Annotated in this window: 1 protein-coding gene; it reads right to left on the bottom strand. The window is 57.7% G+C overall.

Annotated features, from left to right (window positions below; all coding sequences use genetic code 11):
- A partial coding sequence (locus tag HMPREF2656_RS02820; RefSeq protein ID WP_371440643.1) for a transposase occupies window positions 1-313 on the bottom strand: 313 nt, incomplete at its 3' end.
- Window positions 314-364: the final 51 nt, after the last annotated feature.

Here is a 364-nt window from a genome sequence, read left to right on the forward strand (position 1 = left end):
TGCGGTCGAGCTCCGCCTGGGCGAAAAAAGCTGAGGCCAGTTTCAGGATCTCGTTGGCTTCTTTGAGCCGGGCATTTTCCTTGCGCAGGGTGATAAGTTCCGCGTCTTTCTCGGCATCGGATTGCTCGACGGCGGCGTCTACCTTTTTCTCTTCTGTGCGTACCCAGTTGCGGATAGTCGATGTTTTGATGCCGATGACAGCTTCGACAGCGCGTAGTGCGGCTGCCTTGGATGAAGCGCCGTCAGCGAGCTCCTCGAAATACAGGCGCACCGCCCGCTGGCGGGTCTCCTGGTCGTAAGGGCTGATAGCCATGATGTTCCTCCTGTGTTACATCATGCCCTCTCACCAACCCAGGCCGGTTTA

Origin of the sequence: Corynebacterium sp. HMSC034B08 (genome assembly GCF_001835805.1) — a bacterium.
In the GTDB taxonomy this organism is placed as follows: domain Bacteria; phylum Actinomycetota; class Actinomycetes; order Mycobacteriales; family Mycobacteriaceae; genus Corynebacterium; species Corynebacterium coyleae.